Genomic DNA, 23,420 nt, shown 5'->3' with positions numbered 1-23,420 from the left:
TTTATGATAGTAAAATTTTAGCGATGAGTCAAAAGACAAGCCCCTTCAATCTGCGCCAAACCTGGGCTCTGTGGGCCGGTCTGGCACTGGTGGGTCTCTTGACCCTTGGGCTTGGGGTCACCGTGCTAGCGCGCAACGCGGGTCACCTCACCTACGTGCTGGACGATGCTTACATTCACTTGGCGATGGCACGGAGCCTGGCTCAGTATGGGGTATGGGGAGCGACTCCCTACGCCTTTTCATCTTCATCCTCTTCCCCGCTGTGGACCGGAGGGCTGGCGCTGCTGATGCACCTTATTGGCAACTTCCCCACCCTGCCCTTCTGGCTCAACCTGGGGCTGTCAGTGATTCTGATCGTGCTGATATACGGCTATTGGGTGCAGCACGGCTTAAGCCAACCCCAAGTTGCCCTGGCCCTGGTGCTCCTGATCCTAGCCATGCCGCTCTTGCCCATGATTTTCAACGGCATGGAGCACATTCTCCACACCATCCTCACATTGGCTTTCCTATTGGCCCTGGAGCGCGCCCTATTATCATCCGCGCCGAGATCCACCTACCTCAGCCTACTAGCATTGGCCCTGCTCCTGCCACTCGTGCGCTACGAAGGTCTGTTCCTCATCGCGGTCACAGCCGCCGTATTAACGTGGCAACGCCGTTGGCGGCTGGGACTGGCGTTGGTGGGATCCGCCCTGCTTCCCATCACCCTGCTCGGACTGTGGTTCGTCCAGCAGGGCTGGTGGTTCCTACCGGTCACCCTGTTGATCAAAGGGGCACCCGGCACGGGGCAAAACCCGTTGGACCTGCTAAGGGCATTAGGAGTGCGCCTAGGGCACAACCTGGGTCATGCCCCCCAAATGGGACTGCTACTACTCGGCCTGGGAATCAGCCTCTGGAGCGGGTGGCGCCGGGAACGGCGTCTGGAGGGTGAAAACACCTTACTTCTGATCGTAGCCGTAGCCACACTGATCCACTTAATGCTGGCCTCGGTACAGGGGTTTGCACGCTATCAGGCTTATTTGGTCGCCTCTGCCATAGTGGTGCTGACGCCTCCGCTAATGCGACTCGACTTACGTCGGTGGTTCTCCACCCCTTGGCTGGCCGGCCTTGCCCATTCCCTAGTGGTGGCACTCATCCTGGCCGTGCCGGTACTGGCAGGGGCTTACTTCACCCTTGCGGTGCCCCGTGCAAGCGCGAACATTTACCAGCAGCAGTACCAGATAGCCCGCTTTGTGGGTCGGTTCTACCCTCAGGGAACGGTTGCCTTAAACGACATCGGCGCCGTGGCCTATTTTACCAACGCTCACATCATTGATCTGGTGGGACTGGCCACCCGCGATATCGCCCAGGCGCGCCTGGGCGGGACGCTAGATGCCCCAACCATTGATTGGATTACCCGCCAGGCCGGTGCTGATCTGGCCATTGTGTATGACGCATGGTTTCCCGGGCAATTACCATCTCACTGGTACAAGGTGGGAGAATGGGAGATCCCCGACAACCTCGTTTGTGGGGACGCAACCGTGTCGTTCTACGCCCTGCGGGAGCAGGACATCCCAACCTTGCGCGCACACCTGCGGGCTTTTGCCCCGCAACTCCCCCCACAAGTACAACAACGCGGCACCTACCTGAGGCCCTGAGTGCTCGACTTACTCGCGGTACAATAGGTGACATGACAACACACTCTGATCGGCGCTCCCATTGGCTGTTGACCTTGGCCGTCTTATGCGGGCTCGTGGGCGCTGGCCTGCTCTTGGTGGGATTGGAGCGCACCGTCCCGGTGCGAGTAGACGGGGAGTGGTGGGGAATACGCACACGTGCCCTGACCCTGGGCAGCCTTCTGCGCGCCGCCAATCTTGCCCCCCGCCCCGAAGACCGCCTTCTCCCCGCCCGGCCCGCCCTCACGCCCTGGTGGAACGCTCCGCTCATCCTCGAACGCGCCCGCCTGGTGCGCCTTGCGCTCTGGCCGGAGCACCGGGGCACGGCCTTTAGCAGCGCCGAACGCATCCCGGCCAACCTACTGCTGCAGGCGGGTGTGCGCCTTTTTCCCCACGATCGTATCTATTGGCAGGGCCAGCCCATTGACCCTTATCAGCCATTACCCCCCGCTACTGCCTACCACCTGGAGATACGCCGCGCTATCCCGCTCACCTGGCAAGATAACGGGCGGTCGGGTACATGCTACTCTGCCGCGGTTACCTTGGGGGAAGCGTTGACCGAATGTGCTCTGCGCTTGGAAAATGGGGATCAGATAAGCCCTGCACCCGACACCCTTCTCACTCCTGGCATCCAGGTAACGGTGAGGCGCGCCCGTTCCTTGCAGGTTCAGACGAGTGGAACAACACTCACCCTTAGAAGCAGTGCCGCCACAGTTGGTGAAGCCCTGGCCGAAGCCGGGATCGCGCTGCAAGGACTGGACTACAGCCAACCCCCAGAGGATCAACCCCTGCCGGTAGATGGGATCATCCGCGTCGTGCGCGTGCGCGAAGAGGTGCTCCTGGAACAAAAAGTCCTGCCTTTCAAGAACGAGTACGAACCTGACCCGGATACCGAGTTAGATCAGCGCCGTGTTATCGAACCTGGCGAGTACGGTATTGAGGTTAACCGTCTGCGTGTGCGCTACGAGGATGGGCAGGAGATCAGACGTACGGTAGAAGCCGAATGGGTGGCCAAAGCGCCTAAACCCCAGCGGGTGGGCTACGGTACAAAGGTAGTCATCCGTACCCTGGAAACCCCGCAGGGCCCGCTGGAGTATTGGCGGGCGGTGACCGTTTACGCCACGTCTTACTCCCCCTGCCGCCTAGGGGTAAATCGTTGTTCCACTGCCACCGCCAGCGGCCTGCCCCTGCAACATGGTATTATCGCCGTCACCCGCACGTGGTATTCCTGGATGCTAGGCCAGCGCCTCTACGTTCCCGGTTACGGCATCGGCGTGGTCGCCGATGTCGGCGGGGGCGTGCCCGGGCGCTACTGGATTGACCTGGGGTATAGCGACAACGACTACCAGCCCTGGCATCAGTACGTCACCGTGTACTTTCTCACCCCCGTACCAAGCGCCATCCCATGGATTCTGCCCTAGATTTACCGCCGCTCAACGTACCGCAACTGCTGCGCCAACACGGCCTGCAGCCCAAAAAATCGTTGGGGCAGAACTTCCTTTATGATCCCCATATCTTGCAACGCATTGTGGCGGCGGCCGAGATTCCACCTCAAGCCACGGTTTTGGAGGTAGGAGCAGGGTTGGGCACTTTGACGCGCTACTTGGCACGGGCTGCCCGGCGCGTGGTAGCGGTGGAACTGGATGGGCGGCTGATCCCCTTACTGCGCGAAGTGCTGGCCACGGCGCCCAATGTCATCCTACTTCAGGGAGATATCTTGACCCTTGACCTAACCCCGCATCTTGGCAAGGCAGATCCATTCCTGGCGGTGGCGAACATCCCCTACTACATTACCTCAGTCCTCATCCGACGCTTGTTAGAGGCGCCGGTACGCCCACAACGCCTGGTCCTGACGGTACAGCGCGAAGTGGCCGAGCGCATCTGCGCCGCGCCGGGTAAGATGAGCCTGTTGGCGCTTAGCGTACAGGTTTATGGACACCCGCGCTCGGTGGGGCGCATCCCGGCCGGGGCCTTTTATCCCCCACCCAAGGTGGACTCCACCATTCTGCGCGTGGATTTATATCCGCAGCCGCGCCTACCAGCGGCGGATCTGCCAACTTTTTTCCACCTGGCGCAGGCGGCTTTTGCCCAGCGCCGCAAGACCCTGCGCAATGCCCTGGCGGCGGGATTGGGTTGGCCACCCACTCGCGTAGAAGCCCTCCTGCAAAGAGCCGGGATCGACCCCCAACGCCGCGCTGAGACGCTCAGTTTGGAGGAATGGGAGCGGGTGCTCCAGGCTTATCACCACCTGGAAGAATAATGTGAGGATGGTTTGTTCTGGCTCATCGCCCGCTGGTGTCGCAAATCTGCGTACTGACTCAGCAGCAGCCACACACGGTAGGCGGCCTCAATTTGGATGCGTAAATTCATCTTAGATTGCCCCCAGCGCCGGTCGGCAAAGTGAATCGGGATTTCGCGGATGCGCAGTCCGTGCAAGTGCGCCAGGTAAGCCATCTCAACCTGGAAAACATACCCATTGGAACGCACACGTTCCAAGGGCAGGCGCTGCAATGCTTCGCGCCGCCACAGGCGGAAGCCCCCTGTGGCATCCTGCACTGGAAGGTGGAGAATGGTGCGGGCATAGGCATTGCCAAACCCGGAGAGCCAGCGCCGCCAGAACGGCCAGCGCTCATCCAGCGACCCGCCCGGCACATAACGCGAGCCGATAGCCAGATCGCAGGTTTCAAGGGCGGCTGCTAGTTCCACGACTTTAGCCGGCGAGTGCGAAAAATCGGCATCCATCTGCCCCACCGCATCGGCGTCCTCCATGGCCAGACGAAACCCCTGAATGTACGCCGTGCCCAACCCCAACTTACCCGGCCGGTGTAAGACACGCACCCGCCCCGGCCAGCGCTCGTTAAGACCTTCGGCAATCTGGCCGGTGCCATCAGGGCTGGCATCATCCACGATCAGTAAACGCAGTTCGGGCAAGGGCAAAGCAAACAGCGCTTCGGCTAGGCGGGGCAAGTTTTCGGCTTCGTTGTAGGTGGGGATGACTAAGATGATTTTCATGCCCCGCGCGCCTCTACTAGTTCCAAAAGCGCCGCGCGCAGCCCTGCTACAGAGTCGGGCAACGTGGAAGGCGCGAAAGAGCGCAGCACCACACTCAAGCGTGAACCCTCAAAGCGCCCCTCTTGCAGATCCTCACTCCGGTAAAACAACCCTAAGGCTTGGTCCAGTTGACGGGCCAGGCGTTCCCCCAAGCCACTTCGAGGACCGGCGGTCACAATTAAGACAAAGGTGGTGAGATCTAAGTGTCCTAAAAAAGCGGAATCATCCGCCGCATCAAGCAGCTGGCGCCCCAGAAGCAAGGCCACCGCCCGCAACGCATCATCGGCTGCCACGAACCCGTAGGCCTCCCGAAAGGCTTCCAGGTGACGTAACCCCACCACCCACAAGGAAAGCGCAGGGTACGTCGCCAGCCAGTGCGCCAACGCCTCCTCCACCAAGGCACCTTGAGGCAATCCAGTGACCGGATGGGTCAGCGATTCGCGCCGCGCACGGCTCAATGCGTTTCGTACACGCAGACCTAATTCGCGGATATCAAAAGGCTTGGTGATGTAATCATCGGCTTCCAGTTGCAGCCCTTGTAGTTTATCCTGCCGCTCGCGCTTTTCGGTCAGGAAAATGATAGGGATATAGCGGGTGCGGCGCCGGGCACGCAAGCGCCGTGCAACCTCAAAGCCGTCAATATCCGGCAGACGAATATCGAGGATAACCAGATGGGGCAACTGCTCCGTAGCCGTTCGAATCCCATCTTCCCCCCAGTTGGCAGTAAGCACCCGGTAGCCCTGTTCCTTGAAAAACGTGGCCAGCATCTCGGCCACGTCCAAGTCATCTTCAATAATCAACAATGTGAATGGGGTGACAACCTCGCTCATGATTAGCCAATTGGCTCTTTAAAGATCACAAACTCGCACACCGGATCCCCCATTGCCACACATTTCGACTCATTGACCCGGAATTCTTGCCCGCCTGAGACCCACTTGAGACCTTCCTGAAGTAGTCCCACAGCCATGTAACAATCGGGGCGGTCACTCTTACGTCCCCAGCATACCGGACAGCGGTGAATGGTGTAAATGAAATGGGTGTCTTTTTCCTCAACGGTGGAGTATTGATCGCTGGTGGTGCTGAAGATCTTGGCCATCGCTGGCAGGCCAATGCGCAGTTTGGCCTGCAAAGGCAGGACCTTAAACGCCAGGTCACCTACCCCCGCTAGGGCGCCGAAATGCCGCAGGCCATCTTGGAAAGTGGCCCGTCCCGCCCGCAGCGCCAACCCACGGCCACCGCGCGGGCCATACATCTCTTCCAGCGCACCGTTGATTGCCGAAAAATCGGCAAAATCAAATTGCCGTTCCAGGTTATCGGGGGGGTAATTGTCAATCAGGTGTTGCAGATTGGCCAGGTTGAGGATGGCATTGACGCCGTTCTTCCCCATAACATCTTCAAGTGCCAGCAGGGCAATACGGGCAATTTTGTTGGGGTAGTAATAGCCGCTTTTCGGGATCGCTTCCATGGTCAGGACTCAAATCAACTTGGCAAGGTCTTCGGCGGCACGGCGCATATCCAGGAAGATCAGGCCCAGTTTGGCCTGCTCGCGTGCCAGAGCAGTGAGCACAGCTTCCTCACCCACCGACATCAACACCACATAGCCCTTCTGGCCCTTGATATAAACCTGATCGAGGGCGCCCCGCCCCAGTTCATTGGCAATGCGCTCGCCCAGCGAGAGCATTGCCGCCGACATAGCCGATACGCGATCCTCCTCCACGCCCTGCGGGAGCGCTGAGGCAATCGTCAACCCATCCAGGCTGACTACCGCCGAGGCTTCGATATCGGGCGAAGAGGCCTGTAGTTCGCGCAACCGCTCTACCATGAGTTGAGTGCGAGATTTGGTCAAGGCGGCAACTCCTTCTTATGCGAATTTCGCACGGTTAGCGGGGAAGCAAATTTGACGTTTACTAATTTAGCACAGCCCCCCTTTGGTGTCAAGCACACCCCTCGGTGGCTTTGCAGAAGTGTAAGGGGGGATCATTTTCAGGCGCAAAGAATAAATTGTCCATACAAGTTATTGAAATGGCCCCGCGATTGTGTTATGCTAGGGATGCACCATTTGCAATCCCCAAACGTGAAAAATAGAATGGGGGGTGAAGGGGGAGGTCACCGCGATAGTATAGAAAGGCAAACGATCATGTCAAACCCATCTTACCAATATCTAATCGTGGGTTCAGGCGCGGGTGGGGCAACTATAGCGCGTGAACTGGCCAAACGGGGGCAATCGGTAGTGGTCATCGAAAAGGGCCAAATCGAGGCCTCAGTAGGCACATTTTTGAACGCCCTCAGATATTTTGATGCCAATAAAATCACTCGGGTTCCCAAAAAATCCAAGCAGGGGGTCATTATCTGGCGCACCTTTATGGCCGGAGGCACCACGATGGTGGCGGCGGGAAACGGTGTGCGTTGCCTTGAACGTGAGCTGGCTGGGTATGGCATAAGCCTGGAAGAAGAATTCATCGAAGCAGAGCGTGAAATGGGTATTGCTCCGCTGCCCGACCTATTGTTATCCCTGGGTGGTCGGCGCATTCGCGAGGCCGCTCAAGCGTTGGGGCATCAAATGGAGGCAATGCCCAAATTCATTGACCCCGCGATCTGCAAAGCCTGTGGTCACTGTTCGCTTGGATGCTCCAAAAACGCGAAGTGGACCGCCTTGAATTACCTGCTCGAAGCCCAGCAATTGGGGGTGACCCTAATGTTTAATACGACCGTGCAACGGGTAATCCTCCATAATGGGAAGGCTACGGGGGTCGCGGTTAAAAGTCCAGGGGGTGAAACCGAGATTCACGCTGCGATAATTATCTTAGCCGCTGGGGGAATTGGGACACCTATCATCCTACAGAAAACGGGGATCACTGAAGCCGGTAGCAACCTGTTTGTAGATTTACTAGTCAATACCTACGGCGTCACCGATGATTTTGGAATGCTCAACGAGCCTCAAATGGCATTAGTGGATCTTGAGCACCATGCCACACAGGGGTTTCTGCTCTCTACGTACGTCAACCATTCACGCGAGGTACGCTTGATTGAACTCGGGTTGGAAGGGTATGCCCTACCGGCGAATCGCCTGATCGGACTGATGACGAAGATCGCCGATGAAGCTTCCGGCCAGGTATTTGCCAATGGCAGCATCTCAAAAGCAGTCTCGGTAGCCGATCATGAGAAACTCAGGGCAGGCACGATGATGGCGAGAGAGATCTTAATTCACGCGGGTGCCCGGCCCGAGTCCATTCGGTATTCCTTGCCCCAAGGCGCTCACGTCGGTGGCACGGCAGCGATTGGTCGCATCGTTAACTCGGATTTGAGGACCGACATCCCCAATCTTTATGTGTGTGATGCCAGTGTCTTGCCTCGCTCTCCTGGTCTCCCACCGATTCTGACCATTGTGGCCCTAGGGAAGCGTTTAGCCCATCACCTAATGGGTAGGTGATAGGCACCGGAACAAACCCATTTGGTGATCGCTCTGTTTAAAGCCGCGAGAGGCCGCCGGAGATACGGCAGCCTCTCTTGCAGCGTCAGCGGGGGTTGACGCGTGGGGATTGGGTACAACCCAGGGAATTACCAGCCCCAACCTCGCCCATCGCGCAGGCCATGGCAACCCCAACCGAAACCGCCCTGGGGGGCATTTTGCTTCAGCCATTCGGCCTGTTGGCTGGTCAGTTTCCCCTCCTGGACGGCGCGATCCAGAGTGGCGCTGCGGGCCTCACTTATCTTGGCTTGGAGTTCATCGGTCGTCAGGCCCAGTTTCTCGGCCAGCGTGGCGAAGAATGTGTCTTTGAAATAGGTGCCCAGCGCCCAGGTACCCTGCTTCATTTGCTCGGCCTGTTCAGCGGTCAGTTTGCCGTTCTTTACCGCCAAGTCAAGGGCATCATTACGCGCCTCCTGCATCAGGGTGCGGAATTCCGCTACCGTCAGGCCCTTTTCCTGGGCGATTTGTGCCGGGGTGGTGCCGGTCTGAATCTTGGCTTTGAGATCATCCACGCTCATTCCCAATTTGTTGGCTAGCGCGGTCAGCATTTCATCCTGCAGGTAACCACCCCATGCCGTGCCCATCATCCCTCGTCCGCCCATCCTTCCCCAGCCATGCCGTCCCCAGCCCCAGCCAGGGGCCGTGAGGGTCGTCTCATCAGTCGAGGGAGTTGGAGTGGGGGCTTGGGCGTATACCCAGGCGATGCTGCCGAAGAGCAACCCCACTGCTAATAAAGCGCCCAATCCAAATAATAAAACTTTCTTGCTCATACGAGTTACCTCCGTTTGAAAAGGGTATTGTCACATCTTGCAGCCCAAAGGATAACAAAAGGCTATGAAGAATTTATGAAGTTGCAACGAAGAGAGTTTGAAGATGCCTTACCCCTCATCGCCAATGGTTTTGTGAACAAAGTAACAAAGTTGACGAAAATGGACAATGCCCAGTAAAATAGTGAAAGCCAAAGGAGTGTTATGAGCACGGTCAACCTCACTCGCGAACAACTAGAAGAACGCCTGTTAGCCCTTCATCGTGCCAGCCTGGAACTGGTGCGCGATGTTTCACTGGAATCACTGCTGGAGAAGATCGCCCGCTTGGCTTGCGAGCAGGTCAATGCCCAGTATGCGGCGGTTGGGGTGGTTGGCCCGGGCGGGGAGTTGGAGGCCTTCATCCCCGTGGGGATGAGCGCTGAGGAAATTCGTCGCATGGCCCATCCCCCCCGTGGCTTGGGGCTCATCGGCGCGCTGATGCGCAGCGAGAAACCCATCCGCCTGCGCGATGTCACCAGCGATCCCCGCAGTGTGGGGTTTCCCCCTCACCACCCTTTTATGACGTCATTCCTGGGAGTGCCGATCCGTCAAGGCAACCGCCAGCTCGGACAGATTTACCTGACCAACAAGCGGGATGCCCCGGAGTTCACCGAGGAAGATGAACAACTCATCGAAATGCTCGCAGCGTATGCCGCAGTTGCCATTAACAACGCGCGCATCTACCGCCAGCTGGTTGAGCGCGATCGCATCCTCACCCGCCGTAACGAGAACCTGGCCCTGCTCAACGAACTGGCCTCGACCCTGGCAACCTCTTCAGACATTGACCAGATTCTGGATAAAGCGCTTACTCAGGTACTGGATTACCTGCAACTGGAAGCAGGAGAAGTCTATTTGCGTCAGGAAAATGGGCGCACCCTGCAGCGCATGTTGCACCGTGGCTCAGTGGTTGAGGCGCTGTGGCAGCACGAAGAATTCGCCCTGGGCGAGAGCATCATTGGCCAGGTTGCCAAACGCGATCAGCCCATTGTCTTCAAGCCGACTCCGCCCGATGGGCAGGACTTGCATCCACAGGTGATCTTGCAAAATTTTCAGCAGGTGGCCTGCCTGCCCATCCGCGGCCGCCAAGGTGTGTTGGGAGTATTGTGCGTGGCCAGTCGTCACGCCCGCCCATTGGACGATTTGGAAATGCAATTTCTGGCTACCATTAGTTCGTGGATTGGCCTGGCGATCGAAAACGTGCGCCTGAACCTGCAGAGCCGTCGCCTGGCGATTCTGGAAGAGCGTGAGCGCATCGGCATGGACCTGCACGACGGTGTGATTCAATCCATCTATGCCGTGGGGTTGACGCTGGAGCACGCACGCCTGTTGATTCACCAGGACCCGCAAGCAGCACTGCAACGCATTGAGCAAGCCATTCGCGATATTGACAGCACCATTCGCGATATTCGCGCCTACATCCTCGACCTGCGCCCGCGCCAACTCCAAAATGAAACCCTCATGCAGGGCATCCGTCGTTTGGTCAAGGAATTTCATGCCAATACACTACTCAATGTGGATCTGCAAGGCCCAGAGGACGACCTGGCTGGGTTACCCGAACTCCAGGCGGTAGCGCTTTTCCATATTTGTCAGGAAGCGCTGGCAAACATCGCTAAACACGCCCGTGCCCGCCATGTTGAGGTCACGGTATGGAAGACGCCTGAGCGGGTGTTGCTGGAAGTACACGACGATGGGCGCGGCTTTAATCCGACGCAGGTCAGCCAATCCATTGGACACGGCCTCTCGAACATGCAAACCCGTGCCCGCCAAGCAGGTGGAGAGGTGGAGATCATCTCCGAGCCCGGCGCGGGTACCACCATCCTGGCGTGGGTGCCGCTAACCAATGACGAGTAAACCCGATCCAGCGGAGCGTGCGGCGCGCATCCGCCATATGTTTGGGCAAATTGCCCCGCGCTACGACTTGGCCAACCGCCTGATGACGGCGGGGCTGGATTTGACCTGGCGACGTGAGGCGGTGCGCGGTTTGCACTTGCCGCCGGGAGCTCGTGTGTTGGATCTGGGCTGCGGCACTGGTGACCTTGCTCGCGAGGTGATGCGTCAGATGCCCAAGGTGCAGGTAGTGGCAGCTGACTTCACCTTGCCCATGCTCCTGCTGGGACGCCAGCGCGCCTTTCCTCACCCGCCTGCTTGGTGTGCGGCAGATGCCCTGGCTCTCCCTTTTGCCACCGGGTCGTTCGATGCCCTCGTCTGCGCCTTTCTGCTGCGCAACGTGGCCGATCTGCCCCAAGCCCTACGCGAGATCGCCCGCGTGCTCAGACCCGGCGGCCAGATTGCCATCCTAGAGACCACCCATCCCATTCCTCACCCCCTCCGTCCACTCCGCGATGTCCTGATGTTCAAGATGATCCCTTGGATCGGTGGAATGCTCACCGGCAAGCGCGAGGCCTACGAGTACCTGGCTCATTCTAGCGCTACCTTCCTCTCCGCCCCCCAACTGGCGGCTGCCCTAGAAACGGTAGGCTTCTCAGAGGTCCGTTTTGTGTATAAAATGATGGGCACTATTGCCATTCACTGGGGCCACACATGACCTCTTTGCATCCCCATGTTCCTATAATGGATGATTCCAAAGCCGCCCTGCGCGGTGCTCCCTCCTATGTTTGGCGCGCCGGCCAGGAGCGCCGCCTGCAAATGATCTTGGCCGCGGCGGAGGGGCGCGAACGAGGACGAGTGTTTGTGGACGGCTGCGGTGTAGGGCAATATCTAGCCCGCCTGGCCGAGTCGGCCCAACTGGCAGTTGGTCTGGATATTGAATGGGAACGCACCCGCGCGGCCTACGCCCGTCATTCCCGCGTGGTATGCGGCGCCGGTGAAAAACTCCCTTTTGGAGCCGCGTCGTTTGACCTTGTCCTCAGCCATGAGGTGCTGGAACACGTAGCCGACGACCGCCAGACCCTGGCTGAGATCGCGCGGGTACTGGCACCGGGGGGGCGGCTGGTGCTTTTCTGCCCCAACCGGGGGTATCCTTTTGAGACCCATGGCATTTACTGGCGCGGACGCTACCGCTTTGGCAACATCCCGCTGGTGAATTACCTTCCTCGGCGCTGGCGCGACCGCCTCGCGCCGCATGTGCGCGTCTATACCACGCGCGACCTAGCACGCCTGCTGGAGGGACTGCCGCTGCGCGTGGTGCGGCGCACGGTAATCTTCGGCGCCTACGACAACATCATCGCTCGCTTTCCACGGTTAGGGCGCTGGCTACGCGCCTTCCTACAAGGGTTGGAAAAAACGCCTCTACGCGCTTTGGGCCTTTCCCATTTTTGGGTGATTGAAAAAACGAGCCACTAGCGCGGGCGGAAGTCGTAAATGCCATCTGCGACCGGGTAAGTGCGCCCACAGGTCGGGCAGGTGATTTCAGGGGGCGTGTCGGCCAAGGGCTGATGCCCACAGACTGGGCAACGGAACGCAAAGGTTGAAGCCATCGAGGCTTCACCACGCACCCGCGCCCGCACAAAAACGCTGGGGGAAAGTTGCCACCAGTCTCCCGTCCACTGGGCCAGCCCATCCAACCCAACCAGCAGTCTTAGGGGGATAAGGCGCTTAAGGAAGCCAATTCGAAAGTGCGAAACGGTTAACTGGCGCTCAATGGCAAAGCCACTCAACGTCAGCCAAGTGCGCACCGTAGCGGGGTGAAAATCAAAATTCAGGGGGGCAAATTCCACCGGCTCTGGGGTAAAAGGACTCCACACCTGACGGCGCAGCAGGTAGCGCAAGATGGCCTTCAGATTGCATTTATTGGCAAATTCCAGAATAAAAACGCCCTGCGGGCGCAAAATCCGCCGAGCCTCTTCCAACACCCGCCGCGGCTCCACCATGTGATGCAGGGTGCGGATCATGGTGGCAGCGTCAAAGAAGCCGCTGACGAAAGGGAGGTGATACGCATCCCCAGCCACGTAAAGATAGCGCCCATCTCGCCCTAGGCGTTCTTGGGCCTGGTGTAACTGCGTGCGGGAATAATCCAGGAGCACAATGCGCTGGTAACCGTGATAGCGTGGCGTGTTCCGCCCTGCTCCCGCCCCAATTTCCAGCAGCCATTGCCCACCCTCAGGTGGCAGGAGGCGGCGCAAGGCCAGGGCTTCTACCGCATCCTCGTAGGCACGCCCACCCTGCTCCCAGAAGGAGCGTTGATAATCCGAACCCTCGTAATTACAAATCGGAGGCGTTTCCATTGATCATCCGGCGTAAAAATTGCGTCGGGCAGGTTTACCGGCGGCGCCCAGAAGGGCCGCCTTACTGCTGCTTCCTCTCGGACCTGACAGGGTTCGGCGGTTTCTGCCGCGCCGGTCCCACCCGAACGCGCCTTAATCATACCTTCCTCTGGGCTGGCTGTCAATCAAATGGGGTTGAGCGCTACTCCTCACGTGAGGGCAAGTCATCCTCACGTTCGGAGGGCAGGGCAACGGGTTCAGAGGGTAAGCTCTCAGTACGATAAGTCTCGGCCAGAGTGGTCACCAATGCCAGGAAAAAAGCCACCGCGCGCTTGATCTGGTCTGGCTGTGCCTGATACGGTTCACGCTCCGAGGCCTCACCCAACCGGCGCACCACGCGCAAGTGGGGGTGCAGTTCAAATTGCGCTGCCGGCACGCCCAACCGTTGCCAGACAAAGCGGGTAATTGTTTCCTGCCCTAGACGCCCATTGGCCGTGAAAGTACGATCCACATCCACCACCGAGAGCCATGGCCCAGAAGGGCGAAAACCGAATTGGTACAAGAGCGATAAGATACGCCGGCGCTCCGAAGGACAACTTTGACCGTGCAGCGTACCCAGCGCCAGCCCAAAATCACGATAGGCGGCACAACCGTGAAGGTCGATCACAAAGCGAATGCGGTGACGGTGCACAATATAGCGCAAGGCGCGCTTGTAAGGCGTTTCGGGATAAAAGCCGGGATCGGGATCGGCCAGGCGGTAGGTGTAAAGAGCATGTGCATCACTGAGTTCGGCCACCAAGCGCACCAGGGCAGCGGTGTAGTCCTCTTCCTCTTTTAACTGTCCCTCACGCATGTGGGCCGCACCATGAGGCGCCGAGAGCAGAATTGGCAACCGCCCCGGTTGGTAACGAAAATAGCGTTCTCCCGGCGCCGGTGGAGTTTTGTAGGAAACTTCGCTCTCTAGCGCCACCAGACGCTCTAACCAGGCGTCCATAGGTCCCCTTAGATGCGGCTGAAACGCTCACTCACCCGGTAACCGCGGCGCGTAGGGGTGCTCCCCGCCGCACAAAAGAGTTGAACGCAGGTGTCCGTCTGCTTATTGGCCTCGGCAGCCTGGTAAGCCTCGTAGGAAGACCAGAACGAGATGATCTGCCACTGCATGGGATCATCCACCGACTGCACCAATACCGAGTGCAGGAGATCCTTTGGGGGGTGACGCACAGCCTCGGCAAACGCCTTCTGGAGAGTACTCCAGTTCTCGCGTGAGACATATCCCATCAGCACGGTGACATACATGGTAGCCTCCTGGGCTAGCCCACACCCGCGGGGCACATGCCCAATTTCATTATACAAAATTTGCCCAGACAAGACAAAATTAACCCTTGGCACCGGCCCAGACTGGTTTTTGAAACTGCTCCCAAAACAATCCTTGATGCTATAATAAAAATGTTCATACAACCCTCGCCGCACCGATGGACCAGATCCAAGGTGCGGAATATTCATCCCCCTGGGGGGTCCCCAAGAAAGCGAGTTTGCATGATGAAGGGACGACGATTATTTTGGGGCAGCGCTCTATTGCTGCTGGGGGTCTTGTTATTGCTGGAAAACCTAGGCCTTTTGCCTTTCAGTGCCTGGGCGTTCTTTTGGCCACTGGCGTTGATCTGGCTCGGTATTTGGTTGCTCCTACGCCCCCGCGCGCGTCTGGAGGCACTCAGCCGCACAATCACCATCCCATTGGGAAACGCACGCGAAGCCCACTTACGCCTGGATCATGGCGCGGGGCGGCTCGTGCTGCACGCGCTGGAGGATGCAGGCACACTTTTCTTGCGTGGAGAGTGTGGCGGGGGTGTCCCCGAAGTGCGCCGCGAGGGCGAGCGCTTGGACGTGCGCCTGCGCCTGGAGCCCGATGCCATGCTCCTGCCCTGGGTGGAGGGTAGCGAGGGCTACCGCTGGGCACTGGCAGTTACCCCCCACCTGCCGCTCGACCTAGAGTGCCACCTCGGAGCCAACCAAGCGCACCTCGACTTGAGCCGCTTGCACGTGCGCCACCTGATCCTGGAAACCGGGGCCAGCGAGACTACGCTGATTCTACCGGCGCAGGGGCAAGGAAGCGCACACCTTAAGAGCGGGGTGGCCGCTTTGAAGATCCAAGTTCCGCCCACTATGGCCGCGCGCATCCATGTACAGAGTGGGTTGGCCGGGGTGAACGTGGATGCTCAGCGTTTTCCGTATGCCGGCGAGGTATATGAATCGCCCGATTACGCCACAGCCACCAACCGCTTCGAGATTCATGTGGAAACGGGTTTGGGCTCCGTCGAAATCTCTTAACCTGTCTTACGTAGATATAAGAGTAGGGAGTTTTTTAATTCTCTTTGAAGGAGGGAACCATGTCAGAATCACGCTGGCGCCTAATTGGCGGAGCGGCTCTCATCCTGACCGGGCTGCTGGCTCTGGTCAGCCTGTGGTTGGAGGTCAGCCTGGTGGGGGTTGTTTGGGGCATTTTACTTGCGGTGGGCGGAGTGGTCTTTCTTGGCGTCCTGCTCTCCAACCGTGAGGCTTGGTGGGCTGCTTTTCCGGCCTTCCCACTCCTGGGTATCGCTGCTCTAGTCTTGCTGGGCACCTTTGCACCGCAAGCCACCCGCTATCTGGGTGGGGTACTGGTCCTAGGGAGCGTTGGGTTGAGTTTTGTGGTCATCTACCTGCTACGCCGGGAGTTCTGGTGGGCCATCATTCCTGCCGGCACCATGTTTACCCTGGCTGTGGTCTCCCTAGAGGATTCGATACTCCCCGCTGATAGTGGTGGGTGGATCTTCTTCGCCGGGCTGGGGCTGACCTTCTTGGCATTGTACGCATTGTCGAGGCCGGGAGGTGCCCGCATGACCTGGCCACTCTATCCCGCGGCGATTTTGCTGGCGTTCGCTGCGCTGCTCTTTCTGGGGGCCATCGAGATGGGGCGCTTTATCTGGCCACTGGCGTTGATCCTGATCGGGGTGTTCCTGGTCTATCGCGCCGTGCGTCCAAGGCAGGCTTAAGGGAGGATAAACCATGGATGCAAAACGCCCAAGTCTGTTTTTCCCGCTATTGCTGATTGCCGTTGGGGTCATCTTTCTACTCAACAACCTAGAGGTGATCCGCGTCAACGGGTGGGAGATCGTCCTGCGTTATTGGCCCGTGCTTTTTATCATTGGCGGCCTCGATCACCTCTATCAGGGCAAAGGCTGGACCTGGGGAGGGATCTCGATCCTTTTGGGAGGGGCTTTTCTGTTGGCCAATTTGGGCTACCTGCCTCTAGGGGGGTGGGACTTGCTGCTACGCCTGTGGCCGATCTTTTTGATTGCGCTGGGCTTAGATCTGGTAGTGCGTGAACGGCCAGCCTGGGCTTCGGCCTTGGCATTCATCTTCATCCTAGGGTTGGTGGTAGCAATCACGGCATTTGCCATCGGTCAGGTGCGGGTGCCGGCCACTGCGCAACCCATAACTTATGCACTACCCTCTGATGTGCGCGAGGCCGAGGTGACGGTTGAGCAACCCCTAGGACAGTTGGAAATCAGCGGCGCTGCTACCAGCCGCAACCTATTGGAAGGCGAAATCACCCTGCCGCAGGCGCTGGTCTTGACCGAGGAGGCCCAAACTCACGGCAGCACCATCCGGGTGCACCTGGGCGCTGCAGGTTCATCGGTGGTCTTCCCGTGGAGTCTCGGGCCAAGTCAATCGTTATGGCGGCTACGCCTTAACCCCCAGGTGGCGTTGGTGCTAAGTCTCAAGAGCAGCCTGGGCAACCAGGTACTAGATCTCAGCGCCTTGACGGTACGCCAATTGACCAGCGAGGTGGCTGTGGGCAGCCTGACGATTACCCTACCCGCCCGCGGCAACCTTTCCGCCGACTTGCGCAACCCTGTGGGGTTTACCACGCTCTACGTGCCGCGTCAGGCACGGTTGGAACTGCGTATCAACCGTGCCCTAGCGACGCTCAGCGTGCCATCCGACTTCACCTGCGTGGAGCAAGTATGCCGCACACCGGGCACCACCGCCGCCAACGCCGAACTGCGCCTAAACCTGGAACAACCCATGGGCGGGATACGCATAGAGTATCTCCCCTAAACACTCGGGGCGGGAACTTTCCGGCCAGTAGGGCGTCTTTTATATGCTCAAAAATCACATTATCTTAGTCTCGCGAGGAGGAGACCATGAAGAAACCCTTCGTTTTAGCCCTGCTGGCCCTGGTGATGGTAGGTTTGCTGGCTGGCTGCATTCAGGTACCGGCAGCCCCGACACAAGAACCCCTGCGCACCCTTAATGTTTCTGGCAACGGCAAGGTGTACGTAGTGCCGGATATCGCCTACATCTACGTAGGTGTGCGCACCGAAGCCGAAGATGTGGCCTCGGCACTGAGCAAAAACAATGAGCAGGCACAGGCGATTGTTGACTTGCTCAAGGAGCGCGGTGTGGCCGAAAAGGACATTCAGACCAGCGCCTTTAACGTCTACCCCCAACAGGAATTCGGTCCAAATGGGGAAGTAATCGGCACCAAGTATGTGGTGGAGAACACCGTATTCATCACCGCGCGCGACTTGAGCCAGTTGGGTAGCCTGCTGGACGCGGTGGTACGCGCCGGCGCCAATAATATCTACGGTATCTCGTTCGATGTGGCCGACCGCGCTAAGGCCGAGGCCGAGGCCCGCCGCTTGGCAGTGCAAGATGCTGTGGCACGCGCGCAGGAACTGGCAGCAGCAGCAGGGGTGACCCTGGTCGAGGTGCAAAACGTGAGTGTCTATTCCTCGGGCAGCCCCATTCCAATGTATGAAGCCAAGGGCTTGGGCGTAGGTGGCGGCAGCGCGCCCATTGCCGCTGGGCAACTAGTGATCGTGGCCGATGCCAACATTACCTACACCATCCGCTAGGCCGCACCCTAGAAGGCTATAACTTCCACCACCTCTGCCCCGGTGCCGTCCACATCGGGGCAGAGGCTTGAGTTGGGCCAGTGTTACGGCGTTTATAGGTATAATCTTTTTAGGATGTCGAATCATGCGTGAGGATACCCGCAACTGGATTGCAATGGCAGAGTATGATTTGGAAACAGCGCGTTATATGCTGCATTCTGGACGCTATCTCTATGTCATTTTCCTCTGCCACCTCGCATTGGAAAAATTGCTTAAAGCGCATGTGTGCGAGGCAACACAGACCATGCCGCCAAAAACCCACGATCTGATCTACCTGGCGCGCTTGGTAAATCTCTCGCTACCGGCCAATTTTCTCGAGTTTATTGGGAAAATCAATGCTGTGAGCATCCTGGCCCGTTATCCAGTGGATTTGCAGCAATCCCTGCGAGATTACCCACGCTCAGTGGCGGAAGCTTATTATTCCCAAACCGTTCAGGTCTTCCAATGGCTCAAGCAGCATCCGACCTTAAACAAGTCCTAAGGCGTTATCTCGAAACGCTGAATCAGATGGGCATTCGGGTGGAGCGCGTCTATCTCTACGGCTCACAGGCACGCGGTGACACCCATGCTGGCAGCGATGTTGACCTCATCATCATTTCTCCCGATTGGGCTAGGTATTCCTTTCGCGAACGCCTCGAGATCCTGGGCGTAGCCGCAGCACGTATCTTAGAACCTATTCAAGCCCAGGGGTTTACCCCCTATGAGATTGAACAGGCACAGATTCCGCTCTTCTGGCGTCAAATTTTGCATGACCAAGCGGTTGAGGTCTACCCTCTGGCTTCCTGAGAGAGCCTTGAGACATAAAATCACCCCGGCGCCGTCCACATCGGGGCAGAGGCTTTCTCAATAGGGGATGGCGCTGATGCGCGCCAGTTTGCTCAGGCGGTGAGTGGCGATAATGCGTCGCACCGTGCCGGTCAGCCCACGCATGCTCAGGCTCTCAGTAGTGGCGCCATCGGGGAAGTACTGCACCCCACGCAGTAGGTCGCCGTTGGTCACGCCAGTGGCGGCAAAGAAGACATCATCCGATGAAATCAGGTCATCCAGTGTCAAGACCTTGTCAAAATCGTAACCCAGTTCCTCACACCGGGCGCGCTCTTCAGGAGTGCGGGCATAGAGTTTGCCCTGCAAATTGCCCCCAGCCGCACGCATAGCCGCCGCGGCAATGACGCCCTCAGGAGAACCGCCGATGCCCATCATCACGTCAATGCCCGAAGAAGGGATACAGGTCATCAGCGCACCCGCCACATCACCGTCTGGAATGAGCGAGATGCGCGCACCCACACGCCGAATTTCAGCAATCAGCGAAGCGTGGCGCGGACGATCCAGCACCACGACGGTGAGATTTTCAACCGGCACCCCCTTGGCCTTGGCAATGCGACGCAGGTTCTCTTCCACCGGGGCTTCGATATCAATGACATCTCGCGCCGCTGGGCCAACAGCAATTTTGTGCATATACACCGCTGGACCGGGGTTAAACATCGTCCCGCGCGGCGCTAGCGCCACCACCGAAATAGCATTGGGCAACCCATACGCGGTAGGACGGGTGCCATCGATCGGATCTACCGCAATATCCACCTTGGGGGGATCGCCGGTGCCCAGGCGCTCGCCGTTATAGAGCATGGGCGCCTGATCTTTCTCGCCTTCGCCAATGACCACCACGCCATCCATCTGAACGGTGTTGAGCATCAGGCGCATGGCATCCACAGCAGCGCGGTCTGCGGCTTCTTTATCGCCACGTCCCACGTAGCGCCCCGCCGCCAGCGCTGCAGCCTCGGTCACCCGTACCAGTTCCAAAGCCAGGTTGCGCGTCGGTCGGGTATCACCGATCTCGCTATGTAAGGGCACCTCACTCATCGCTTTCCTCCATTTATTGGGAATAGGTGTTATACGGATAACCACAAACCAGTGATCAGGTAGTATCCGATCACGGCCGCCCAAATCCAGGAATCAATGCGATCTAATATTCCTCCATGGCCCGGCAAGAGATGGCTGGCTTCTTTGACACCGAATTGGCGTTTGAACATGCTCTCCCCCAGGTCCCCCAACGGCGCCAGGGTGCCGATAATCACCCCCAAGATGAGCCCCTGCGAAGGTTGCAGGGCAGGATAACGCAGTTGCCACAGCCAGGCCAGCAGCAAGCCGCTCAAAATAGCAAACACCACCCCGGCCAGGTAACCCTCCCAGGTCTTGTTGGGGCTGATGGCAGGTGCCAGTTTGTGCTGCCCAAAGCGCCGTCCGATGAGGAAGGCCGCCGAATCGGCAATCCCGATGATAGGGATGACCAGGAGCAGCCACCACAAACCCTGGGGAAGAGCGCGCAGAGAGATGAGGTAACTGCCCAACCAGCCAATATAAAGCAACCCTCCTAACGTAATAGCAAAATCTACACCTTGGGCCGTATGGGTGGCCGCCATCGCCACCATGTGCGCCAGCATAGTCACCAAAATCAGCGCCGAAAGAATGAGATGACTGTAATCAAAACCCCAGGCCGCACGGCTGAAAACCAGGAGGGCTACACCCGGCAACAGCACACTGGCCAGCGGCGCAAACCCCCCACGACGGAAGATGCGCCAGTATTCCCAAGCCGCCACCACCAAAATCAACGCGATAAAGGCCGCGTACGGCCAGCCACCCAACACCGCAAAGGTCACGCCAATCGGAATCAGGATGATGATGACCAGGAGGCGCTGGGCAAGCATGGGGTTAGACCTCGTCGCAGCAATCGTTGGAAGAAACGCGCCCAAACCGGCGCTCGCGGCGGCTGTAATCTATCAGGGCTTTGAGCAGTTCCTCGCGATCAAAATCTGGCCACAGGGTGGGGGTGACGTACCACTCGGCATAAGCCGACTGCCAAATAAGGAAGTTACTGATGCGCATCTCGCCCGAGGTGCGGATGATCAGATCGGGATCGGGGATACCGGCGGTAAAGAGATAACGGTTGACCAATTCATCCGTCACCTCTTCGGGCCTGACCCCATCCTGGATCATCTTGCGAATGGCGCAGACAATTTCATCACGCCCGCCGTAATTCCAGGCAATGTTGAGGATCAGACGGTCATTGTTTTTGGTCAACTCCACCGCGTATTTGACCTTCTCAACTAAGGTGGGGTTGAGACGCTCGAGACGGCCAATGTGTTGCAGGCGGACGCCTTCGCGATGCAGTTCGTCCAATTCTTTATCAATTACCTCTTCCAGGATCGCCATCAGCCCATTGACTTCTTCCTGGGGCCGCCCCCAGTTCTCGGTGGAAAAGGCGTAAATGGTGAGGTATTTGATGTTGAACTCGACGCAGGCACGGATGATGCGACGTAAGTTTTCAGTGCCGGCACGATGACCCGCCAGGCGCGGCAAGCCGCGCTGGCGCGCCCAGCGCCCATTGCCATCCATGATAATGGCGATATGGGTGGGAATTTTAGTCAACTCAAGGGCGGAAACCGCCGTAGGGATTGATTCCATCGGTTCAGAATTCCAGGATTTCTTTTTCTTTTCGTGCACCAATCGTATCCACTTCTCCAATCATGCGGTCGGTAAGTTTTTGTAGTTCTTCTTCGCCTTTTTTAAGGTCGTCTTCGGAGATCAATTTTTCTTTTTCAAATTCGCGCAGGTCTTTCATCACGTCGCGGCGGATGTTGCGGATGGCGACGCGGGCTTCTTCAAGGCGGGCATGTACCATTTTGACTAGTTCACGCCGCCGTTCCTCGGTCAATGGGGGGAGCACCAGGCGCATCGTCTTGCCATCATTGGAAGGGGTCAGCCCAAGAGGCGAGGCAATGATGGCCTTTTCGATGGCGCGCAGGGTAGAGGGATCAAAAGGCTTGATCAGCAGGGTGCGCGGGTCGGGAACGCTGATGGCGGCCAGTTGCATCAGGGGGGTGGGCACGCCGTAGTACTCCACCGGAATCTTTTCGATCAGTGCAGGAGTGGCACGGCCAGTGCGAATGCCGGCAAGGTCTTCTTCCAGCGTTTGCAAGGCACCCTTCATGCGGGTTTCGGCTTCTTTGAGTGCGTCCTTAATCATAGGCCAGGCCTCCTTCCGTTGATAGCGTGCAGATCAAGTGCCCATACGGGCACGGCCTCCGCTCTGCGATTGGGGGGCCAAAAGTGGAACTCTTCCTTCGCCAACGCAGAAGGATGATTAAAGCATACCTTAAAACCGCGAATCACGCCATGATTTGGGCATGGACTTTGCTGGCGTTTTGGCGTGAGCATCACCATGCCCACTACGCCCAGGGCAGCCAGCCGGTAGGGACGCCCCAGCAATAGCGAGTGACCGGCCGGGTCACCCCAACAACTTCACCGGCAAGCAGCGTCAGCCCATCCAACCCGTCCTGTCTCCACATGGTCAGGGCCTCATTCGCCGGCGCCATCCAGCGTAGTAAAAGCGGTCAAGTCAGGGTTGCTGCGGTGCTCATCCGGCAGGACTTGAGCCGCTCGTTCCATCTGACGGCGCTGACGCTCCCGCAGGGCAAAGCGGATCAGCTCCCGAGCGACCTCGGAAAGGGACTTACCCACCTCACGGGCGATCTGCGCCAATCGTTCATGCTGCCGTCTTGCGAGAAGAATCTGCACATGGTACCAATTCATGAGCCGCCTATTACGCACACCTATCACATGTGTCAATAGGTGGCATCTATTTACCGCCTCTTGACAAACATCACGCCATTTCTTTGGGCAAGGCAACTTGAATCACGCCTCTTAAGCGTTCGAATTGCTCCCGATCATGGGGCACCAACACCGAGCCGAAACGCCGTGCGACTGCGCCATACCCAGCATCCGCTCCACGCAGTTTACCTTGCTGAGCCAGTTCAATGGCAACCTGGGCAGTGGTTTCGTCCGGTAGAATAAACACCTGATGGAGCAGGTCTTGCACGCTCTGCACAAAGCGCAGGACGTTATCAGGCTTCTCTCCGCCTCTTGCCAGCACCGCAGCCAATTCGGGCAGCAATAGAATAGGTGAGATCATTGGCTCACCAGTTTGACGAATCGTCTCCAAAAAAGCCAGACTGTCCTGACTGCCTTCTTCTCCCGGATGAAAGGCATTGATCCACGCATTGGTATCCATCGTTACCAAGCTTATCCTCTTATCTCATCCAGCAGTTCTTGCGTTGTGCGTGCAGTTTTCCGCCCTAGCAAACGACCTGCGCGATACAGGGCCTCCTAGGCATCTAGCTTGTGTGATTCAGGAACCAGCTCCATCGGCAACCTCCACACGGAGCAGGTCGCCATCAGAAAGCCCCACCTGACGACGAATAGAGTCTGGCAGGGTAATACGCCCATTGCTTGCTATTCGTACGACCTCATTTGCGGTCATCGAGCACCTCCGTTACCCCATTGCC

28 protein-coding genes and 1 other RNA gene are annotated in these 23,420 nt (G+C 58.2%); 13 read left to right on the top strand and 16 right to left on the bottom strand.

Going from position 1 to position 23,420, the window contains the following annotated elements:
• The first annotated feature begins 23 nt into the window (after window positions 1-23).
• Genes Q0721_RS10435 through rsmA form a run of 3 tightly spaced genes read left to right on the top strand, consistent with a single transcriptional unit; the run spans window position 24 to window position 3,912 of the window.
• Window positions 24-1,634, top strand: a complete 1,611-nt coding sequence (locus Q0721_RS10435; protein WP_299029373.1) for a hypothetical protein — start codon at window positions 24-26, stop codon at window positions 1,632-1,634.
• Between the two features lie 32 nt (window positions 1,635-1,666).
• On the top strand, window positions 1,667-3,073 hold the full coding sequence (locus Q0721_RS10430; protein WP_299029368.1) for a ubiquitin-like domain-containing protein: 1,407 nt from the start codon (window positions 1,667-1,669) through the stop codon (window positions 3,071-3,073).
• Window positions 3,058-3,912, top strand: coding sequence for a 16S rRNA (adenine(1518)-N(6)/adenine(1519)-N(6))-dimethyltransferase RsmA (gene rsmA, locus Q0721_RS10425; RefSeq protein WP_299029365.1), 855 nt, complete (start codon window positions 3,058-3,060; stop codon window positions 3,910-3,912). The genes Q0721_RS10430 and rsmA overlap by 16 nt, the downstream gene beginning before the upstream one ends.
• Here the strand turns inward: rsmA and Q0721_RS10420 are convergent.
• Genes Q0721_RS10420 through Q0721_RS10405 form a run of 4 tightly spaced genes read right to left on the bottom strand, consistent with a single transcriptional unit; the run spans window position 3,894 to window position 6,525 of the window.
• A complete protein-coding gene (locus Q0721_RS10420) occupies window positions 3,894-4,664 on the bottom strand; it encodes a polyprenol monophosphomannose synthase (RefSeq protein ID WP_299029362.1) in 771 nt (256 codons plus the stop codon). The genes rsmA and Q0721_RS10420 overlap by 19 nt on opposite strands.
• Window positions 4,661-5,533: a response regulator gene (locus tag Q0721_RS10415; protein WP_299029359.1), complete on the bottom strand. Its 873-nt coding sequence runs from the start codon at window positions 5,531-5,533 to the stop codon at window positions 4,661-4,663. The genes Q0721_RS10420 and Q0721_RS10415 overlap by 4 nt, the downstream gene beginning before the upstream one ends.
• A gap of 2 nt (window positions 5,534-5,535) precedes the next feature.
• Window positions 5,536-6,168 (bottom strand): 4-vinyl reductase, encoded by a 633-nt coding sequence (locus Q0721_RS10410; protein ID WP_299029354.1) that lies wholly within the window; start codon window positions 6,166-6,168, stop codon window positions 5,536-5,538.
• A gap of 9 nt (window positions 6,169-6,177) precedes the next feature.
• Window positions 6,178-6,525, bottom strand: coding sequence for a roadblock/LC7 domain-containing protein (locus Q0721_RS10405; protein WP_054521866.1), 348 nt, complete (start codon window positions 6,523-6,525; stop codon window positions 6,178-6,180).
• Window positions 6,526-6,840: 315 nt separating this feature from the next.
• On the opposite strand from Q0721_RS10405, the gene Q0721_RS10400 reads away from it, so the two are divergent.
• Entirely contained in the window at window positions 6,841-8,133 is a 1,293-nt protein-coding gene (locus tag Q0721_RS10400; protein ID WP_299029351.1) for an FAD-dependent oxidoreductase, read from the top strand.
• A gap of 128 nt (window positions 8,134-8,261) precedes the next feature.
• Here Q0721_RS10400 and Q0721_RS10395 read toward each other — a convergent pair whose 3' ends face one another.
• Window positions 8,262-8,942, bottom strand: coding sequence for a hypothetical protein (locus Q0721_RS10395; RefSeq protein ID WP_299029348.1), 681 nt, complete (start codon window positions 8,940-8,942; stop codon window positions 8,262-8,264).
• Window positions 8,943-9,143: 201 nt separating this feature from the next.
• Here Q0721_RS10395 and Q0721_RS10390 point away from each other — a divergent pair, with 201 nt between their 5' ends.
• From Q0721_RS10390 to Q0721_RS10380, 3 genes are read left to right on the top strand one after another with little or no spacing between them, the layout of a single operon-like run.
• Window positions 9,144-10,829, top strand: a complete 1,686-nt coding sequence (locus Q0721_RS10390; RefSeq protein WP_299029345.1) for a GAF domain-containing sensor histidine kinase — start codon at window positions 9,144-9,146, stop codon at window positions 10,827-10,829.
• Entirely contained in the window at window positions 10,819-11,523 is a 705-nt protein-coding gene (locus Q0721_RS10385) for a ubiquinone/menaquinone biosynthesis methyltransferase (protein WP_299029342.1), read from the top strand. The genes Q0721_RS10390 and Q0721_RS10385 overlap by 11 nt, the downstream gene beginning before the upstream one ends.
• Window positions 11,520-12,281, top strand: coding sequence for a class I SAM-dependent methyltransferase (locus Q0721_RS10380; protein WP_299029339.1), 762 nt, complete (start codon window positions 11,520-11,522; stop codon window positions 12,279-12,281). Before Q0721_RS10385 ends, Q0721_RS10380 begins: the two co-directional genes overlap by 4 nt.
• Here Q0721_RS10380 and Q0721_RS10375 read toward each other — a convergent pair.
• From Q0721_RS10375 to Q0721_RS10360, 4 genes are all read right to left on the bottom strand, one after another.
• The gene (locus tag Q0721_RS10375; protein WP_299029337.1) at window positions 12,278-13,162 is read right to left on the bottom strand and encodes a methyltransferase domain-containing protein; all 885 of its coding nucleotides are present in this window, start codon (window positions 13,160-13,162) and stop codon (window positions 12,278-12,280) included. The two genes, Q0721_RS10380 and Q0721_RS10375, sit on opposite strands and share 4 nt — an antisense overlap.
• A 23-nt stretch (window positions 13,163-13,185) precedes the next feature.
• Window positions 13,186-13,285, bottom strand: an RNA gene (gene ffs / locus Q0721_RS10370) — signal recognition particle sRNA small type.
• A 58-nt stretch (window positions 13,286-13,343) separates the two neighbouring features.
• Window positions 13,344-14,135: a hypothetical protein gene (locus Q0721_RS10365; protein WP_299029334.1), complete on the bottom strand. Its 792-nt coding sequence runs from the start codon at window positions 14,133-14,135 to the stop codon at window positions 13,344-13,346.
• Window positions 14,136-14,143: 8 nt separating this feature from the next.
• Window positions 14,144-14,437 carry a hypothetical protein gene (locus tag Q0721_RS10360; protein ID WP_299029331.1) on the bottom strand — a complete coding sequence of 98 codons (294 nt, stop codon included), beginning with the start codon at window positions 14,435-14,437 and terminating at the stop codon, window positions 14,144-14,146.
• Window positions 14,438-14,677: 240 nt separating this feature from the next.
• On the opposite strand from Q0721_RS10360, the gene Q0721_RS10355 reads away from it, so the two are divergent.
• The 6 genes from Q0721_RS10355 (at window position 14,678) to Q0721_RS10330 (ending at window position 18,867) form a co-directional block, all read left to right on the top strand.
• Window positions 14,678-15,469 (top strand): DUF5668 domain-containing protein, encoded by a 792-nt coding sequence (locus tag Q0721_RS10355; RefSeq protein ID WP_299029328.1) that lies wholly within the window; start codon window positions 14,678-14,680, stop codon window positions 15,467-15,469.
• A gap of 59 nt (window positions 15,470-15,528) precedes the next feature.
• Entirely contained in the window at window positions 15,529-16,173 is a 645-nt protein-coding gene (locus tag Q0721_RS10350; protein WP_299029325.1) for a hypothetical protein, read from the top strand.
• Window positions 16,174-16,186: 13 nt separating this feature from the next.
• Complete coding sequence (locus tag Q0721_RS10345) at window positions 16,187-17,242, top strand: DUF5668 domain-containing protein (protein WP_299029322.1); 1,056 nt, start codon at window positions 16,187-16,189, stop codon at window positions 17,240-17,242.
• An 86-nt stretch (window positions 17,243-17,328) separates the two neighbouring features.
• Window positions 17,329-18,042, top strand: coding sequence for an SIMPL domain-containing protein (locus Q0721_RS10340; protein WP_299029320.1), 714 nt, complete (start codon window positions 17,329-17,331; stop codon window positions 18,040-18,042).
• 124 nt (window positions 18,043-18,166) lie between these two features.
• Window positions 18,167-18,562, top strand: a complete 396-nt coding sequence (locus Q0721_RS10335; RefSeq protein WP_299029318.1) for a HEPN domain-containing protein — start codon at window positions 18,167-18,169, stop codon at window positions 18,560-18,562.
• Window positions 18,526-18,867, top strand: coding sequence for a nucleotidyltransferase domain-containing protein (locus Q0721_RS10330; RefSeq protein WP_299029315.1), 342 nt, complete (start codon window positions 18,526-18,528; stop codon window positions 18,865-18,867). Before Q0721_RS10335 ends, Q0721_RS10330 begins: the two co-directional genes overlap by 37 nt.
• A 57-nt stretch (window positions 18,868-18,924) precedes the next feature.
• Here the strand turns inward: Q0721_RS10330 and glpX are convergent, their stop codons facing one another.
• The 7 genes from glpX to Q0721_RS10295 form a co-directional block, all read right to left on the bottom strand.
• Window positions 18,925-19,938 (bottom strand): class II fructose-bisphosphatase, encoded by a 1,014-nt coding sequence (gene glpX / locus Q0721_RS10325; RefSeq protein ID WP_299029312.1) that lies wholly within the window; start codon window positions 19,936-19,938, stop codon window positions 18,925-18,927.
• A 29-nt stretch (window positions 19,939-19,967) separates the two neighbouring features.
• The gene (locus tag Q0721_RS10320; protein WP_299029309.1) at window positions 19,968-20,783 is read right to left on the bottom strand and encodes a CDP-archaeol synthase; all 816 of its coding nucleotides are present in this window, start codon (window positions 20,781-20,783) and stop codon (window positions 19,968-19,970) included.
• 4 nt (window positions 20,784-20,787) lie between these two features.
• Window positions 20,788-21,540 carry an isoprenyl transferase gene (locus Q0721_RS10315; RefSeq protein ID WP_299029304.1) on the bottom strand — a complete coding sequence of 251 codons (753 nt, stop codon included), beginning with the start codon at window positions 21,538-21,540 and terminating at the stop codon, window positions 20,788-20,790.
• A gap of 4 nt (window positions 21,541-21,544) precedes the next feature.
• Window positions 21,545-22,102, bottom strand: a complete 558-nt coding sequence (gene frr, locus Q0721_RS10310; protein ID WP_299029301.1) for a ribosome recycling factor — start codon at window positions 22,100-22,102, stop codon at window positions 21,545-21,547.
• 332 nt (window positions 22,103-22,434) lie between these two features.
• Window positions 22,435-22,668, bottom strand: coding sequence for a hypothetical protein (locus Q0721_RS10305; RefSeq protein WP_299029299.1), 234 nt, complete (start codon window positions 22,666-22,668; stop codon window positions 22,435-22,437).
• Window positions 22,669-22,738: 70 nt separating this feature from the next.
• The gene (locus tag Q0721_RS10300; RefSeq protein ID WP_299029297.1) at window positions 22,739-23,146 is read right to left on the bottom strand and encodes a PIN domain-containing protein; all 408 of its coding nucleotides are present in this window, start codon (window positions 23,144-23,146) and stop codon (window positions 22,739-22,741) included.
• Between the two features lie 117 nt (window positions 23,147-23,263).
• The gene (locus tag Q0721_RS10295) at window positions 23,264-23,395 is read right to left on the bottom strand and encodes an AbrB/MazE/SpoVT family DNA-binding domain-containing protein (protein WP_299029294.1); all 132 of its coding nucleotides are present in this window, start codon (window positions 23,393-23,395) and stop codon (window positions 23,264-23,266) included.
• Window positions 23,396-23,420: the final 25 nt, after the last annotated feature.

Origin of the sequence: uncultured Thermanaerothrix sp., assembly GCF_938028735.1 — a bacterium.
Taxonomy (GTDB): Bacteria; Chloroflexota; Anaerolineae; order Anaerolineales; family Anaerolineaceae; genus Thermanaerothrix.
This window is presented reverse-complemented; position numbering and strand designations above follow the sequence as displayed.

Excerpts from the sequence above, each read along its gene's own strand:
- Q0721_RS10315 (WP_299029304.1), bottom strand. The coding sequence starts at position 21,540 with ATGGAATCAATCCCTACGGCGGTTTCCGCCCTTGAGTTGACTAAAATT.
- Q0721_RS10345 (WP_299029322.1), top strand. The coding sequence starts at position 16,187 with ATGGATGCAAAACGCCCAAGTCTGTTTTTCCCGCTATTGCTGATTGCC.
- Q0721_RS10350 (WP_299029325.1), top strand. The coding sequence starts at position 15,529 with ATGTCAGAATCACGCTGGCGCCTAATTGGCGGAGCGGCTCTCATCCTG.
- Q0721_RS10405 (WP_054521866.1), bottom strand. The coding sequence starts at position 6,525 with ATGGTAGAGCGGTTGCGCGAACTACAGGCCTCTTCGCCCGATATCGAA.
- Q0721_RS10355 (WP_299029328.1), top strand. The coding sequence starts at position 14,678 with ATGATGAAGGGACGACGATTATTTTGGGGCAGCGCTCTATTGCTGCTG.
- Q0721_RS10375 (WP_299029337.1), bottom strand. The coding sequence starts at position 13,162 with ATGGAAACGCCTCCGATTTGTAATTACGAGGGTTCGGATTATCAACGC.
- Q0721_RS10365 (WP_299029334.1), bottom strand. The coding sequence starts at position 14,135 with ATGGACGCCTGGTTAGAGCGTCTGGTGGCGCTAGAGAGCGAAGTTTCC.
- Q0721_RS10295 (WP_299029294.1), bottom strand. The coding sequence starts at position 23,395 with ATGACCGCAAATGAGGTCGTACGAATAGCAAGCAATGGGCGTATTACC.
- frr (WP_299029301.1), bottom strand. The coding sequence starts at position 22,102 with ATGATTAAGGACGCACTCAAAGAAGCCGAAACCCGCATGAAGGGTGCC.
- Q0721_RS10335 (WP_299029318.1), top strand. The coding sequence starts at position 18,167 with ATGCGTGAGGATACCCGCAACTGGATTGCAATGGCAGAGTATGATTTG.
- Q0721_RS10420 (WP_299029362.1), bottom strand. The coding sequence starts at position 4,664 with ATGAAAATCATCTTAGTCATCCCCACCTACAACGAAGCCGAAAACTTG.
- Q0721_RS10330 (WP_299029315.1), top strand. The coding sequence starts at position 18,526 with ATGGCTCAAGCAGCATCCGACCTTAAACAAGTCCTAAGGCGTTATCTC.
- Q0721_RS10410 (WP_299029354.1), bottom strand. The coding sequence starts at position 6,168 with ATGGAAGCGATCCCGAAAAGCGGCTATTACTACCCCAACAAAATTGCC.
- rsmA (WP_299029365.1), top strand. The coding sequence starts at position 3,058 with ATGGATTCTGCCCTAGATTTACCGCCGCTCAACGTACCGCAACTGCTG.
- Q0721_RS10360 (WP_299029331.1), bottom strand. The coding sequence starts at position 14,437 with ATGTATGTCACCGTGCTGATGGGATATGTCTCACGCGAGAACTGGAGT.
- Q0721_RS10400 (WP_299029351.1), top strand. The coding sequence starts at position 6,841 with ATGTCAAACCCATCTTACCAATATCTAATCGTGGGTTCAGGCGCGGGT.
- Q0721_RS10340 (WP_299029320.1), top strand. The coding sequence starts at position 17,329 with ATGAAGAAACCCTTCGTTTTAGCCCTGCTGGCCCTGGTGATGGTAGGT.
- Q0721_RS10320 (WP_299029309.1), bottom strand. The coding sequence starts at position 20,783 with ATGCTTGCCCAGCGCCTCCTGGTCATCATCATCCTGATTCCGATTGGC.
- Q0721_RS10305 (WP_299029299.1), bottom strand. The coding sequence starts at position 22,668 with ATGAATTGGTACCATGTGCAGATTCTTCTCGCAAGACGGCAGCATGAA.
- glpX (WP_299029312.1), bottom strand. The coding sequence starts at position 19,938 with ATGAGTGAGGTGCCCTTACATAGCGAGATCGGTGATACCCGACCGACG.
- Q0721_RS10430 (WP_299029368.1), top strand. The coding sequence starts at position 1,667 with ATGACAACACACTCTGATCGGCGCTCCCATTGGCTGTTGACCTTGGCC.
- Q0721_RS10380 (WP_299029339.1), top strand. The coding sequence starts at position 11,520 with ATGACCTCTTTGCATCCCCATGTTCCTATAATGGATGATTCCAAAGCC.
- Q0721_RS10300 (WP_299029297.1), bottom strand. The coding sequence starts at position 23,146 with ATGGATACCAATGCGTGGATCAATGCCTTTCATCCGGGAGAAGAAGGC.
- Q0721_RS10395 (WP_299029348.1), bottom strand. The coding sequence starts at position 8,942 with ATGAGCAAGAAAGTTTTATTATTTGGATTGGGCGCTTTATTAGCAGTG.
- Q0721_RS10390 (WP_299029345.1), top strand. The coding sequence starts at position 9,144 with ATGAGCACGGTCAACCTCACTCGCGAACAACTAGAAGAACGCCTGTTA.
- Q0721_RS10415 (WP_299029359.1), bottom strand. The coding sequence starts at position 5,533 with ATGAGCGAGGTTGTCACCCCATTCACATTGTTGATTATTGAAGATGAC.
- Q0721_RS10385 (WP_299029342.1), top strand. The coding sequence starts at position 10,819 with ATGACGAGTAAACCCGATCCAGCGGAGCGTGCGGCGCGCATCCGCCAT.
- Q0721_RS10435 (WP_299029373.1), top strand. The coding sequence starts at position 24 with ATGAGTCAAAAGACAAGCCCCTTCAATCTGCGCCAAACCTGGGCTCTG.